The organism is Spirochaeta thermophila DSM 6192 (assembly GCF_000147075.1).
In the GTDB taxonomy this organism is placed as follows: Bacteria; Spirochaetota; Spirochaetia; order Winmispirales; family Winmispiraceae; genus Winmispira; species Winmispira thermophila_A.
On sequence record NC_014484.1, the window covers coordinates 236636 to 249767 of the forward strand.

Here is a 13132-nt window from a genome sequence, read left to right on the forward strand (position 1 = left end):
GTATAGTGCTGCATGTGTTTCTATTTAAAGAAACGAAAGATCCCTTGAAAAGGAGCGCGCTGTGGAGCGACCAGATATCCGGGTGCGGATGCTCCCCGCGGAGAGGTTCACGCCGTTCAGCCTCGCGAGAAAGCTTGGGGCCAGGGTGTTGCTGGAGTCGGCCTCGCTCCAGCAGGGGAGGGGACGGTACTCCCTGCTTCTAGTGGACGAGGCCTTCAGGGTCTCTCAGACCAGGGAGGGCGTCTTCCTCTCTCGGGGGGAAAAGACCTTCAGGGTAAGGCATCAGGGGCGCGACCTCCTCGACGTGCTCTCCTACTTCGCACGACAACACGCGCCACTCGACGGCGGGCTTCCGTTCCCCGCAGGGGGGGTGGGGTTCCTTTCCTACGAGTTCTGCACCTACTGCGATACCATCCGCCTCGAGGAGAGGCCCGATCCGATCGGTCTTCCGCTGGGGGCCTTCCTCTTCGGCCACGTGTGGGTGGTGATGGACCACTATACCGACAGGATGTACTTGGTGGGGATGAACTACCGCGAGGCCGAGGTGGATCTTGAGCGTGCGCTCGATGCCGTGGAGAGGAGACTGGAGAACCTGGACTTTTCCTTCTTGGAGGCCCCTGAGGAGGGTCGGTATCCCGTGGAGGATCTCTCAGGGGATCAGCAGTGGTTTCTCGACGCGGTGACCGTGATAAAGGACCATATCGTGCGGGGCAACCTGCTCCAGGCCGTGCCCTCCCGCAGGAAGACACTCAGGACCGCGGTGCCTGCCTTCGAGGCCTACCGGATCCTCAGGTCGGTGAACCCCTCGCCTTATCTCTTCTTCCTCGACTTCGGGTCGTTCCAGCTCTTCGGCTCCTCTCCCGAGGTGCACGTGAAGGTGAAGGACGGCGAGGCGGTCATCAGGCCCATCGCAGGGACGAGGAGGAGGGGGCGCGATCAGGAGGAGGACAGGGCCCTCGAGGCCGAGCTCCTGGCCGACGAGAAGGAACGGGCCGAGCACCTCATGCTCGTGGATCTCGCGCGGAACGACCTGGGGAGGGTCTGCGAGCCTGCGAGCGTACACGTCGCCGACCTCATGGTGGTGGAGCGCTACTCCCACGTGATGCACATCGTCTCTGAGGTGCGGGGGAGGCTTAGGGAAGGAAAGACCGGGATCGATGCCCTGCGCGCGAGCTTCCCCGCGGGGACGGTGACCGGGGCCCCCAAGATCAAGGCCATGGAGGTGGTGAGCGGGCTCGAGCCGGTGGCGAGGAGCTTCTATGCCGGGGTGGTGGGGTATCTCGAGCCGGACGGGAGCCTCGATACGTGCATTACCATACGGAGCGGGCTCAAGAAGGGCGATATGCTCTTCCTCCAGGCGGGCGCTGGTGTGGTCTACGACTCGCGGCCCGAACGGGAGTTCGAAGAGACCGAGGAGAAGCTCGCTGCCCTCATGCATGCCATAGGACTGGAGGATGCCCATGTACCTTCTCATCGATAACTACGATTCGTTCACCTACAACATCTATCAGTACCTCTGTGAGCTCACGGGCGAGCCGGTGAGGGTGGTGCGGAACGACGAGATCACGGTGGAAGAGGTGGAGGAGTTTCGGCCCGAGGGGATCATCATCTCGCCCGGTCCGGGGCGGCCCGAGGATGCGGGGATCTCCCTGGAGGTGATCCGCCGGTTCGCCGGGAGGGTGCCCATCCTGGGGGTGTGCCTGGGGCACCAGTGCATCGGCCAGGCCTTCGGTGCGCGGATCGTGCAGGCAAAACGCATCATGCACGGCAAGACCGACACCGTGCACCTGGACGGGAGGGGGATCTTCAGGATGCTTCCCAGGACGCTCACCTGTGTCCGCTATCACTCTCTGGTGATCGACGAGGAGAGTCTCCCCCCCGAGTTCGAGGTGACGGCCCGAAGCTCCGACGGCGAGATCATGGGGATTCGGCACAAGGAGTGGGTCCTGGAGGGGGTGCAGTTCCATCCCGAGTCGATCGCCACCGAGGAGGGAAAGCGTATGCTCGCCAATTTCCTCTCCTACAAGCGCGAGCCGTTCGACTACCGTGGGTTTCTGGGCAGGCTCCTCGAGGGTGAGGATGCCTCCCGGGAGGAGGCCGAGGAGTTCATGGATGAGCTCACGAGCGGGAATCTCACGCCTGCGCAGATCGCAGGGGTGCTGGTGGCCCTCAATGCCAAGGGATTTGCCCCGCAGGAGGTGGCGGGCTGTGCGGCGGTGCTGAGGCGAAAGGCGGTCCCGTTTCCTGCGCGGGGCGAGTTCCTCGATACGTGCGGTACGGGGGGGGATGGGCTCGGTACGTTCAATATCTCCTCGTGTGCGGCTCTGGTGGCGGCTGCGTGTGGGGTGCCGGTGGCGAAACACGGGAACCGGGCGGTGAGCTCGAAGTCTGGGAGTGCGGATTTCTATGGAGCGCTGGGGATCCCGGTAGACCTCGGCCCCGATGAGGCGGCCAGGATGCTTAGAGAGGAGGGGTTTGTCTTCCTCTTTGCCCCGCGGTACCACGGCGCCATGAAGTATGCGGCAGGGCCCAGGAGGGATCTGGGAATCAAGACCATCATGAACTTCGTGGGTCCGCTTTCGAATCCGGCGGGCGCGAAGTACCAGCTGGTGGGCGTGTTCTCGCGGGACTACCTCGAGCTCATGGCCGAGGCGGCGCTCCAGCTGGGGGTGAGGCGGGTGATGGCGGTGCACGGGGAGGACGGGCAGGACGAGGTCTCGGTGACCGGTCGCACGTTCTATGTGTACCTGGATGCGGAGGGGAGGAGGGAGGAGGGGGTCTTCGAGCCGGAGGAGCTTGGGGTGGGGCGCCACCCGCTCGAGGAGGTGCTCGGCGGGACGCCTGAGGAGAACGTGGAGGAGGCGCGGCGGCTCTTTGCGGGTGAGGGGAGGCCTGCGATCCGGGATGCAGTGGCGGCGAATGCGGGCGTGGCCCTCTACGTGGCAGGGGCGGCGGGGAGTCCGCAGGAGGGGGTGCGGATGGCGCTCGATGTGCTCTCCTCGGGGAGGGTGAGGGAGCTGGTGGAGCGGCTCGCCTCCTACGGGAAGGAGCGGGTATGAGGAGCGGGGTCTCAGGGGATATCCTCGATAGGATCGTGGAGGAGCGGCGGAGGCGTGTGGCGGAGGAGGGGCCTGCCCAGGGGGTTCGCATTCCTGCGTGGAGGGAGGTGCCGCTGGTGCCCCTCGTGCAGGAGCCCTGTGTGATTGCGGAGTTCAAGCGCCGTTCCCCCTCCCGCGGGGCGATCTGCGACGAGGCGGATCCCGTGGTCCAGGTGGGTGCCTACGTGGCGCAGGGGGTGCGGGCGGTCTCGGTGCTCACCGAGGAGGCGTATTTCGGTGGGTCGCTCGCTGATCTCATGCGGGTGAAGGAGCGGTTCCCGCATCTTGCAGTGCTCCGGAAAGATTTTCTCCTCTCGGAGGAGGATGTGGAGGTCTCCTATCGGGCCGGGGCGGATGCGGTGTTGCTCATCGCCCGCGTGTTGCCGCAGGATCGTCTCGGGAGGATGCTCGATCTGACGGGGAGGTGTGGGATGACGGCCCTGGTGGAGGTGCACACGCCTGAGGATGTGGAGAAGGTGCGGAGGTTCGAGCCGCCGTTGGTGGGGATCAATGCACGGGATCTCGCGACGTTCAGGGTGGATCTCCTTCATCCCGTGAGGCTGCGGGGCCTCGTGGACTGGGATGCGAGGGTGGTCTTCGAGTCGGGGCTTTGGACGAGGGCGCATGGGTATGTGGCGGGGAGCAGCGGGGCGTGGGGGGTGCTGGTGGGAGAGGCGGTGATGCGAGAGCAGGGGAGGGTGCGGGAGATCATGGAGGGGCTTGCCGCCGGTAAGCGGGATTGGGTGCGGGGGAGGCGGTTCTGGAGCGGGCTCCCAGCCGGGAGGACGCTCGTGAAGGTGTGCGGCCTCACGCGTGAGGAGGATGTGGCGTTGGCGGATAGGCTGGGGGCCGATCTTCTGGGCTTCATCCTCGCCCCCTCTCCCCGGCAGGTGGATCGCTCGTTCCTCGAGCGGATAGGGCCGGTGCGGGCGAGGAGGGTGGGGGTGGTGGTCGGAGAGCAGGGGGGTGGGCTGGAGGAGGCGGTGCGTTTGGTGGAGGAAGGTCTCCTGGACGGGATCCAGTGCCACGGTGAGGAGGATCCGGAGGTGGTGGGATCGCTGTGTGTGCCGTGGTACAAGGCGGTGCGGGTGAGGGAGCGGGGGGATCTGGAGGGGGGGGAGCGCTACGGGGCGGTGCGGGTGCTGCTGGATGCGCGGGTCGAGGGGGTGTGTGGGGGCACGGGGGTGCGGGTGCCGGAGGAGGTGGTGGAGGAGGCGGCGAGGAGGGGGCCGGTGTGGCTGGCGGGGGGGCTAGGGCCGGGGAATGTGGGGGAGGTGGTGCGGCGGTTCAGGCCTGAACTGGTGGATGCCTCCTCCGGGCTCGAGGCGGCGCCGGGGGTGAAGGACAGGGAGAAGCTCGAACGATTCTTCAGGGAGATCCGCGATGCAGAAGGTGTATAACGACTTTTTCGGGACGTTCGGAGGCAGGTATGTGGCGGAGGTCCTCAGGTGCCCCCTCGACGAGCTGGAACAGGCGTTTCTGGAGGCTATGGCTGATCCTTCCTTCCATGCAGAACTCGCCGAGGCCCAGCGCCATTTTGTGGGACGTCCCACGCCTCTCATGTATGCGGAGAATGCCACCAGGGCGCTGGGGGGGAGCAGGATCTACATAAAGCTCGAAGGCCTGGCCAACACAGGGGCCCACAAGATCAACAACGCCCTCGGGCAGGCCCTGCTCGCGAAGCGGATGGGGAAGCGCAGGATCATCGCAGAGACCGGGGCCGGGCAGCACGGGGTTGCGACGGCGAGCGTGTGCGCGAGACTGGGGCTTGAGTGTACGGTGTACATGGGCGAGGTGGACATGGCGAGACAGCGGCCCAATGTCTACCTCATGGAGCTCTTCGGCGCAAAGGTGGTGCCGGTGCGCAGCGGGTCTCGCACCCTCAAGGATGCGGTGAACGAGGCCCTGCGCGACTGGGCCGCCTCCTGGGAGGACACCCACTACCTGCTCGGTTCGGCCCTGGGGCCGAGTCCCTTCCCCGACATGGTGCGTGAGTTCCAGTCGGTGGTGGGAAGGGAGGTGGTGGAGCAGATCCGGGAGCAGGTGGGTGAGGAGGTGGAGGCCCTCGTGGCATGCGTGGGGGGAGGGTCGAACGCCATCGGGTTCTTCGCCCCGTTCATCGAGGCCGACCGGCCGAAACTCATAGGGGTGGAAGCCGGGGGGAGGGGGAACGGTCCGGGGGAGCATGCCGCCCGGATGAGCGGGGCAGGGGTGGAGGGGGTGGTCCACGGCTACAAGAGCCTCTTCCTCCTCGATGAGGACGGGCAGGTGCTCCCTACCCACTCGATCTCGGCCGGGCTCGACTACCCCGGCATAGGTCCCCAACTCGCCTACCTCGGGAGGATTGGGCGGATCAGGTTCACCACGGCCTCGGACGCGGAGGCCCTCGAGGCCCTGAAGTTCTTCGCCCGGCACGAAGGGGTGGTCTTCGCCCTCGAGAGCGCACATGCAGGGGCGGTGGCCATGAAGATGGCGAGGGAGGGCTCTCCCGACAAGGCGATCATCGTGAACATGTCCGGGAGGGGGGACAAGGACATCTTTATCACCGCCAAGGCGATCGACGGGGAGAAGTGGCGGGAATTCCTGCTGAGAGAGGCTTCCTCATGAGTGCACGCATCATGGCCCACATGGTCTCGTTCTTCCCGGACGAGGCACGTTCCAGGGAGGTGGCACAGGCTCTCGTGGAGGGCGGTGCCTGGGCCCTCGAGGTCCAGTTCCCTTTCTCGGATCCCACGGCAGATGGACCGGCCATCCAGGAGGCCTGCACGCGGGCTTTGGAGGCGGGTTTCACCGTGGAGAAGGGGTTCCGGTTCCTCGAATGGCTGAAGGGACGGTGGCCCGATCTCCCGGTCTTCCTCATGTGTTATGGGAGTATCCCGGTGCGAAAGGGGGTAGAGGCGTTTGTAGCCCGGTGTGCAGATCTCGGACTCGAGGGCCTCATCGTTCCCGACCTTCCTCCTGACTACGACGAAGGCCTCTACGGTGCCGGAGCCCGTCATGGGGTCCCGGTGGTGCCGGTGGTGATTCCGCAGATTCGAGGTGAACGACTTTCCCGTATCCTCTCCCTTTCCCCTGCCTATGTGTATGCGGCCCTCAGGAAGGGCATCACCGGGTATCACACCGAGATCGGCGAGGAGAACCTCTCCTTGCTCGGCACGCTCGAGGCCGCAGGGACGAGGACGCTCGCTGGGTTCGGCATCGATTCGCCCGAGCAGGTGGCCCTCCTCGCACCCCACGTCCACGCGGTGGTGGTGGGATCGGCGTTTGTCCGGGTGATCGCCTCATGCAGCGGGAGCCCTGCGGCTCCCCTCAAGGCGAAGATACGGGAACTCCTCTGCTCAGAGGAGGGGGAACCGTCGAGAGTAGACGGTATATAAATTTTTTGTGATATTTTTCCTGACAACCATAGCAGGCAGGAGGTCGTCATGTCGCTTCATGTGAAGACAGCCGACTTTGAAAAGGAAGTCTTGCAGGCCGATATCCCCGTGCTGGTGGACTTCTGGGCGGAGTGGTGCATGCCGTGCCGGATGGTCTCGCCCATCCTCGACGAGCTTGCCGAGGAGTATGCTGGGAAACTCAAAGTGGTGAAGGTGAACGTGGACGAGGAGCCGGACCTTGCGAGCAGGTTCGGCATCGTGAGTATTCCCACCATCCTTCTCTTCAAGAATGGTCAGGTGGCAGCCCAGCAGATAGGGGCCGCTCCCCGCCAGGTCTTCGAGCAGATGATCCAGCCCCATCTCGGCTAGGGGGTGTAGACCTCGTCCGAGTTGGGCCCGCCGAACGTGGCCCCTCCCGTGGTGACGATGTGCCAGTCCTCCTTGGTGTCGGTGTCTTGAGGAACAGAGGCCCTGCAGATGGACCGCGTGGCAGTGGAGGGGTCCGGGTCGATACAGTCGTCGGGAGTGAGGGGAGAGGATGCCCCCTTCCACCCGCCGAGATCCTCCACCTCTCTCACCCGATCGAGGACTTTTTTCTGGGCGAACCCTTCGTATCTCTCAGAGGTCCCAGTACTGTAGACCACCGCATCGAGGAGGCGGCCCCCTGGGCGTGTATAGAGGGTGAGGACCCCGTTGTTGCCGGAAAGTCCCTTCCCGTCGGGAAGCCAGAAGTCCCAGGCGGAAGGGTGACTGTCCTTTCCTCCCGAGGCGGCGGGGTCGGTGGTCTCATCGATCTCTCCCGGGATCCCGTCGGGTTTGGTGTGGAGGATCACGAAGCTTCCCGCAGGAAGGTCGAGAGGGGGGAAGACGAACATCTGATCCCAGTCCGTGTCTGTGCCCTCGTAGAAGACGAGGCCGCCTATGTTCCCCTCGGTGACCAGGTAGAGTTCCACGCAATCGGGGTGCGAGGAGCTCCCCTGTGTGGTGAACTCGTTGATGAGCACCTCGGGGACCCTTTCGTTGTACCCGTAGACCACGAGGAAGAAGGTGAGGGAGTTGCCGACCCTGTCCCTCACTCTCCCCTCGAGGGGGAGAGGTTCCCCCGGTAAGGAGGGGGGGGAGATGGTGAGCCGCAGGTCCTCACCTTCCACGGTGAGGGAGGTGAGCGTTTTCCCTTGTGGAAGGAAGAAGTCATCCGGTGAGGCCTTCACCTCTTCTGTGAAGGTGATGAGGATCTCCTCTTCGGAGACCGCCTCCCATGAGACGAGTTCCGGAGGTGAAAGGTCGAAGGCCTCTTCTATCCCCTCCTCGAGGCATGCACTCGCTATCACGCAAGAGATGACGACAAGGAGTATTTGCACTTCTCTCATCATAGGGCTATACTGGATATTCGGTGAATCTGCTTCAAGAAAGGAGCATGCATGGCAGGAAACCCCCTCGTGGAGAAGTACGGACAGCTGTTTCCCGCGGGTAGGATCATCTTCAAGGAAGGAGATCCCGGCGATAAGATGTACATCATCCAGGAAGGCAAGGTACGGATCTCGAAGCAAGTGGGAGGGAAGGACCATACGCTCGCGATACTCGAGAAAGGGGACTTTTTCGGAGAGATGGCCCTGGTGATGAGATCGCCTCGCACCGCCACGGCCACGGCGGTCACCGATGTGCTCGCCCTGGGTTTCACCCGCGAGGGGTTTCAGAGCATGGTGGAGAAGAACGCGCGTATCGCCCTCGCCATCATCGACAAGCTCTGCCGCAGGCTCAATCAGACCAACCTCCAGCTCCAGTATCTGGTCCGACGCAACCTCAAGAACCTCATCCTCCTGGATCTCTACTTCGTCTTCAAGGGGACGCAGGGGCTCGTCCGGACCGTCCCCTACAACCAGACCGTGCACGAGATCGCCCTCAACAAGGAAGTGGATGCGGCTGAGGTGGAGCGCGCGATACAGGATCTCATCGCGCGGGGGATCCTGGAACGATCGGGGAACGACCTCGTGCTCATGGACATGGACGGCCTCAAGGCCATGGTCGACGGGGCCGAAAGATAACGTGGGAAATTGAAGAGAGCGTTCCCATGTGGTATGTTGATGTATAGAACTTCGTGAAGGGGGCCCTTCCATGTGTGGAATCATCGGCTATTGTGGTCCAAAACCCACCGCTCGGGTCCTGCTCGAGGGGCTCAAACGACTCGAGTATCGGGGCTATGACTCCGCGGGGATCGCCACCGTGCGGGACGGCGCGCTCACGGTGATCAAACGGGCGGGCAAGATCAAGGACCTCGAGGGGATCGTCCCGCAGGATCTCGACGGCGAGTATGGGATAGGGCATACCAGGTGGGCCACGCACGGGGGGGTCACCGACACCAATGCCCATCCGCATGTTTCCCAAAACGGAAAGATCGCCGTGGTCCACAACGGGATCATCGAGAACTTCCAGTCGCTCAAGGAGACCCTGGAGGAGCGAGGATATCGGTTCGTATCCGAGACCGATTCCGAGGTGCTCGCCCACCTCATCGAGGATTTCTATGAGGGATCGCTCGAAGAGGCGGTGAAACGCGCCCTCTCCCTGGTGAAGGGTACGTACGGTCTCCTGTGTGTGCACGCGGACGAGCCTCAGGTGATCGTCGGTGCGCGGAACGGCTCCCCTCTCGTGTTGGGAGTGGGGGAACACGAGATGTTCCTCGCCTCCGATGTCTCCGCCCTCCTGGGGCATACCCGACAGGTGGTCTACCTGGAGGACAACGAGGTGGTGAGGGTCACCCCTGAGGAGTTCCTCACCACGGACCTGAGGAACACCGTCATCGACAAGAAGGTAGAACTCATCACGTGGGAGCTGGAGGAAATAGAGAAGGGACCCTACCAGCACTACATGCTCAAGGAGATTTTCGAACAGCCTGAGTCGATCAAGCGTGCCATGCAGGGGAGGATCGACGAGGAGTATGCCACCGCCCACCTGGGAGGGCTCAACATGACCAGTCGCGAGCTCCTCGAGGTGGAGCAGGTGGTGATCATCGGTGCAGGCACCTCCTACTACGCAGGAATGCTCGGGGCGTATGTGATCGAGCAGCTCGCGAGGATCCCTTCGGTGGCGGAGCTCTCTTCCGAGATCCGCTATCGAAATCCAGTGGTGAGGAAGAACACCCTCTATTTCGCGGTCTCGCAGTCGGGTGAGACGGCTGACACCCTCTACGCCCTTCGAGAGCTCAAGCGGAAGGGGGCCCGCATCCTCGGGATCTGCAACGTGGTGGGCTCCTCCATCCCCAGGGAGTCCGACGGCGGGGTCTACATCCACTCGGGACCGGAGATCGCGGTGGCATCCACCAAGGCCTTCACTTCGCAGGTGACGGCCTTCTACCTCTTCGCGCTCCTCATGGCGAGGATGCGCCATCTCTCCTACGAGGAGGGCCTCCTGTTCATACGGGCTCTCCGCGAGGTTCCGGAAAGACTGCGGGAGGTGCTCGAGAAGGCTCCGGAGATCAAGGCCCTTGCCCGGAAGTACGCATGGGCGAAGAACTTCCTCTTCCTCGGAAGAGGTCTCAACTATCCGGTGGCCCTCGAGGGGGCGCTCAAGCTCAAGGAGGTCTCGTACATCCACGCCGAGGGCTACAGTGCGGCGGAGATCAAGCATGGCCCCATCGCGCTCATCAATCCCGAGACGCCGAGCGTGTTTCTGGTGCCCCATGATGAGCTACGTGAGAAGGTCCTGAGCAACATGAAGGAGGTCAAGTCACGAGGGGGGAAGGTGGTCGCCCTGTGCACCGAGGGAGATCCGGACGTGAGGGAGATCGCCGATGATGTGATCGAGATTCCGGCGGTCTACCGGTACATGTATCCCTACCTCATGGTGGTTCCTCTCCAGCTCTTCGCCTACTACATGGCCCTCGAACTGGGACGCGATGTGGATCAGCCGCGGAACCTCGCGAAGAGCGTCACGGTGGAATGACGGGATAAACCACCTCCCCATGGGTGCCGATCCTGTATAGTGGGATGAAAGGCAGTGGTGTCTTGGCGTGTCTCCTCCTCTCCGTCGGCGCGCTCGGAGGACTCGATCTCTCTCTTTCCTCGGACGACCTTCTCGTCGAACAGGCCCTGGAGGGGGGGTATCACCTCTGGATCAGGAAGAAACCGGACATCGCCTCGGTCCTGCTCACGGAGTCCACGGAGGACCCAGCGAGAAAGGTGGCATCCTACGCCTTCCGCACCACGGTGTACAATCCCGTGAACGGGGACGAGCGGCGGATCCTCGACGGTGAGTTCCTCGATACCTCGAGGGGCTACCACCTGGTGGATTCAACCCCGGAATCCCACCCTGTCTTTGGCGAGGCCTTTCACATCTTTATCCCGTACGTGGTGATCTACGGCTATCCATGGTCGCGTTCGGGTGAGCTCCTCGTGGTGGACGGGACCTACCTCAATGTGCGCACCTTCGAGAAGCGCTATGCCGACTACACCGGGGCCTTCCAGGACAATCCCTTCATCCTCAGGGTGATACAGAAGCCGTTCGAGGGCCCCCCTGAGGAGAACTACATGCCCGCGGCCGTGGAGAGTTTCAGGAAGCTCGCCGAGGAGAGCCGGACTCCCCTCCTCTATTCCACGGGACAGGAGGATGTGCTCAAGAGGATAGAGGAGGTGCTCTCGGAGAGGGAGGGGGACACCCTCGACCTGGTGGTCGTGCTCGATACCACACAGAGCATGGAAGACGATATTCCATACGTGAAACGGGAGCTCGGGCCGCTCGTCCGACGTGTGTGTGCCCCCTACCGGAGCGTGAGGATAGGTGTGGTGCTCTACAAGGATTACATGGAGGAATATCTCAACAAGGTGATACCGTTCGAGAGGGATATGGGGGAGTTCCAGCGCCTCGTCCAGGGCATAAGGGTCTCAGGCGGGCGGGATCTCCCCGAGGCGGTCCATGAGGCCTTGTATGCGGCCCTCGTCCGATTCGACTGGCAGGCCGAGGACAGGAAGATCATACTGGTGGGAGACGCACCTCCTCATCCCAGACCCCGTGGGGCGGTCACCGAGGAGATGGTACGCCGGGAGGCGGAGAGGAAGAAGGTGCGGATCTACCCCGTGCTCCTCCCCCAGTAGGTCAGGAACCCTGTGCCTCCTGTTCGGCTTCCTTCTCCTGGATCCAGGAGAGGTGTTTCTCGGAGAGGACCTTGATCCAGAGGGGAAGCGAGGTTCCCTCCTGCGTGTCATAGTAGGACAGGATGGTGAGGAAGAGGTCCTTCGCTTCTCCGTAGAGCCCCTGTTTGTAGTAGATGTGGGCGATCTCGTACTCCGCGGCGGCCCGTCCCTCGAGATCGTCGGGATAGCGTTCGAGGACCGTCTGATAGTAGAGGAGCGCCGTCTGTTCGTCCCCCCGATCGACGGCCTCCTGTGCCCGCTGGAAGAGCTCTTCCCGGGAAAGACCCTCGGGGATCTCGGGCGGGGTGCTCTTGCATGCACCTGTCGAGAGGATCGTGATCACAAGGACGCCGACCAGAAACGCTGTACGCCGCATCGCATGCCTCCACCTGATGGTTAGGATGAAATCTCGTAGGGGTCGTCCTGCACGGGAAGGGTCTTCTTGAGTTCCCTGAGAAACTCCTCCTCGTCTCCCATCGGTTCATAGGCCTCACATTCCGTCATCACCCTTCTCATGACGGTGGAGAGGCGGTAGAGCTTCTCGGCACCCATCTTCTTCCTCCATTTGCCCGCAGCACAACGTACCCTGAGCAGGTACCCCCCTCCGGTTGGTTCTGCAGACACCTTGCAGTGAATGCAGTTTGCACAGTAGATCTTCTTCTTTTTCTCTCTGGATGAGAGAGTGGAACCCGACTTTCCCATCCTCCCCCCTTGGCACCGGTATACTACTATCATCGTGGTTTACCGGTCAATAGTTTAGATATATCTCTTTTACATGTAACGAGCTTCTGATATACTACGCTTCATGATAGCGACGTTCGTGAACATGGTGACGGTGATCGTGGGATCCCTGCTGGGGCTTCTGTTCCATGCGAGGATCTCGGAGGACTTCAAAAAGGTGGTCTACCAGGGGGTGGGGATCTTCACCCTGGTGATCGGGTTGAGCATGGCCCTCGAGAGCCAGCGGGTGCTCTGGATGGCCCTTTCCCTCGTCGCGGGAGGGATCCTCGGCACGTGGTGGGACATAGAGGGAGGGATCTACCGCTTCGGGGAGTTCCTCAAGCGCAGGGTGGCGCGGGCGGAGGGTGAGAGTACCTTCGCCTCGGGGTTCCTCGACGCCTCCATCCTGTTCTGCGTGGGTGCCATGACCCTGGTGGGGGCCTTCAAGGCCGGGACCGAGGGGGATTACACCCTCCTCCTCACCAAGTCGGTGATGGACGGCTTCATGGCCATCCTCCTCACCGCGGCCCTGGGGATGGGGGTGGCCTTCTCCGCCCTCACCATACTGGTGTATCAGGGGGGGCTCACCCTGCTCTCGGGGTTCCTCCAGCCTCTCGTCACGGAGACGATCCTCAATGAGGTGACAGGGGTGGGAGGGGCCATGGTGATGATGATAGGTCTCAACCTCCTGGGAGTGACCAGGATCAAGACCGGCAACTTCTTTCCCGCCCTCATCCTGGTGGTCCCCCTCTGTTTCGTGCCCTGGTTTTGATGGTTGTATGTGGAAGGGGGCGAGGGGTTCCCTCGCCCC

Annotated in this window: 13 protein-coding genes; 10 read left to right on the top strand and 3 right to left on the bottom strand. The window is 62.9% G+C overall.

What is annotated here, in order from left to right; genetic code table 11:
- Nucleotides 1-61 precede the first annotated feature (61 nt).
- The 6 genes from STHERM_RS00905 to trxA are packed head-to-tail and all read left to right on the top strand — an operon-like array spanning nucleotide 62 to nucleotide 6844.
- Nucleotides 62-1480: an anthranilate synthase component I gene (locus STHERM_RS00905; protein ID WP_013312996.1), complete on the top strand. Its 1419-nt coding sequence runs from the start codon at nucleotides 62-64 to the stop codon at nucleotides 1478-1480.
- On the top strand, nucleotides 1461-3059 hold the full coding sequence (locus STHERM_RS00910) for a bifunctional anthranilate synthase component II/anthranilate phosphoribosyltransferase (RefSeq protein ID WP_013312997.1): 1599 nt from the start codon (nucleotides 1461-1463) through the stop codon (nucleotides 3057-3059). The genes STHERM_RS00905 and STHERM_RS00910 overlap by 20 nt, the downstream gene beginning before the upstream one ends.
- Nucleotides 3056-4498, top strand: a complete 1443-nt coding sequence (locus STHERM_RS00915) for a bifunctional indole-3-glycerol phosphate synthase/phosphoribosylanthranilate isomerase (RefSeq protein WP_013312998.1) — start codon at nucleotides 3056-3058, stop codon at nucleotides 4496-4498. Before STHERM_RS00910 ends, STHERM_RS00915 begins: the two co-directional genes overlap by 4 nt.
- Nucleotides 4482-5705, top strand: a complete 1224-nt coding sequence (trpB, locus tag STHERM_RS00920; RefSeq protein WP_013312999.1) for a tryptophan synthase subunit beta — start codon at nucleotides 4482-4484, stop codon at nucleotides 5703-5705. Before STHERM_RS00915 ends, trpB begins: the two co-directional genes overlap by 17 nt.
- Entirely contained in the window at nucleotides 5702-6475 is a 774-nt protein-coding gene (trpA, locus tag STHERM_RS00925; protein ID WP_013313000.1) for a tryptophan synthase subunit alpha, read from the top strand. The genes trpB and trpA overlap by 4 nt, the downstream gene beginning before the upstream one ends.
- Before the next feature lie 48 nt (nucleotides 6476-6523).
- Entirely contained in the window at nucleotides 6524-6844 is a 321-nt protein-coding gene (gene trxA, locus STHERM_RS00930) for a thioredoxin (protein ID WP_013313001.1), read from the top strand.
- On the opposite strand, the gene STHERM_RS00935 is transcribed toward trxA, so the two are convergent.
- Nucleotides 6841-7845, bottom strand: coding sequence for a hypothetical protein (locus STHERM_RS00935; RefSeq protein ID WP_013313002.1), 1005 nt, complete (start codon nucleotides 7843-7845; stop codon nucleotides 6841-6843). The two genes, trxA and STHERM_RS00935, sit on opposite strands and share 4 nt — an antisense overlap.
- 51 nt (nucleotides 7846-7896) lie before the next feature.
- On the opposite strand from STHERM_RS00935, the gene STHERM_RS00940 reads away from it, so the two are divergent.
- The 3 genes from STHERM_RS00940 (at nucleotide 7897) to STHERM_RS00950 (ending at nucleotide 11562) form a co-directional block, all read left to right on the top strand.
- Entirely contained in the window at nucleotides 7897-8520 is a 624-nt protein-coding gene (locus STHERM_RS00940) for a Crp/Fnr family transcriptional regulator (RefSeq protein WP_013313003.1), read from the top strand.
- 70 nt (nucleotides 8521-8590) lie between these two features.
- Nucleotides 8591-10414 (top strand): glutamine--fructose-6-phosphate transaminase (isomerizing), encoded by a 1824-nt coding sequence (gene glmS, locus STHERM_RS00945; RefSeq protein ID WP_013313004.1) that lies wholly within the window; start codon nucleotides 8591-8593, stop codon nucleotides 10412-10414.
- Nucleotides 10415-10458: 44 nt separating this feature from the next.
- Nucleotides 10459-11562 (top strand): vWA domain-containing protein, encoded by a 1104-nt coding sequence (locus STHERM_RS00950; protein WP_013313005.1) that lies wholly within the window; start codon nucleotides 10459-10461, stop codon nucleotides 11560-11562.
- 1 nt (nucleotide 11563) lies between these two features.
- Here the strand turns inward: STHERM_RS00950 and STHERM_RS00955 are convergent, their stop codons facing one another.
- Nucleotides 11564-11977, bottom strand: coding sequence for a tetratricopeptide repeat protein (locus tag STHERM_RS00955; protein WP_013313006.1), 414 nt, complete (start codon nucleotides 11975-11977; stop codon nucleotides 11564-11566).
- Nucleotides 11978-11997: 20 nt separating this feature from the next.
- Entirely contained in the window at nucleotides 11998-12153 is a 156-nt protein-coding gene (locus STHERM_RS12080) for a hypothetical protein (protein WP_237223315.1), read from the bottom strand.
- Between the two features lie 253 nt (nucleotides 12154-12406).
- Between STHERM_RS12080 and STHERM_RS00965 the strand changes: the two genes are divergently transcribed.
- On the top strand, nucleotides 12407-13093 hold the full coding sequence (locus STHERM_RS00965) for a DUF554 domain-containing protein (protein WP_013313008.1): 687 nt from the start codon (nucleotides 12407-12409) through the stop codon (nucleotides 13091-13093).
- Nucleotides 13094-13132: the final 39 nt, after the last annotated feature.